The sequence below is a fragment of the Pseudaminobacter soli (ex Li et al. 2025) genome (assembly GCF_003012705.1).
Lineage (GTDB): Bacteria > Pseudomonadota > Alphaproteobacteria > Rhizobiales > Rhizobiaceae > Pseudaminobacter > Pseudaminobacter soli.
Genome location: NZ_PXYL01000069.1, coordinates 1 through 611, shown reverse-complemented (window position 1 = coordinate 611; position 611 = coordinate 1). Strand labels below are relative to the sequence as shown.

The following is a 611-nucleotide window of genomic DNA, read 5'->3' as shown; positions in this document are numbered from 1 at the left end:
GGAGCGTTTCGGTCGCACCCCCCCGAATGTTCCGGTCGCGTTCTCGTGGACGGAAATGGCCAGAAAGCGGGCCTAGGCGGCAGCATGACGCCCGGCGCCGACGATCTTTGGCGTTTGATCTGAGGGGCTGGCTTTGGGGGGATTGAGCAGAAAGTGCCTATTCGAGAGGCCCCCCGACCGTATGGTCGAGGGACCTGCGCGCCGGTCACCGGCCGCAGAAATGCGGCTGACCAGTGGAGTCGATGAAGTACCCGGTATTGGCATTGAAGGTGTGATAGCGGTTCTGGCAGTAGTTGAACCATTCGGGCGACCAGGGCTGCAGCGCCGTCGTCACGTAGCCGGGGCCGTAGAGCGGCATGGCTGCCGCTCTTCCCGGAGCGTATAGCGGTGCGGTGCCGACATAGGCGCCGGAGGGAGGAGCCAACGGCTGCGTGGCGGTGTAGCCGGAACCCCAACCCCACCAGTTGGCATTTGCCGGTGGAGCGGATGCGGTCAGTGTGGTCGCAGCCAAAACTGCGGCGAGAGCGGTGGTCTTGAGAGGACTAATCATCACAATCTCCTTCTCGCAGACCCGCATCGGACGGCGGGTAAAGCATTAATGCTATGGGGAA

At 63.0% G+C, this 611-nt stretch carries 1 protein-coding gene; it reads right to left on the bottom strand.

The annotated features are described in order from the left end of the window. Window positions 1–205: 205 nt before the first annotated feature. Window positions 206–550, bottom strand: coding sequence for a BA14K family protein (locus C7I85_RS30260; protein WP_181257465.1), 345 nt, complete (start codon window positions 548–550; stop codon window positions 206–208). Between the last annotated feature and the right edge of the window lie 61 nt (window positions 551–611).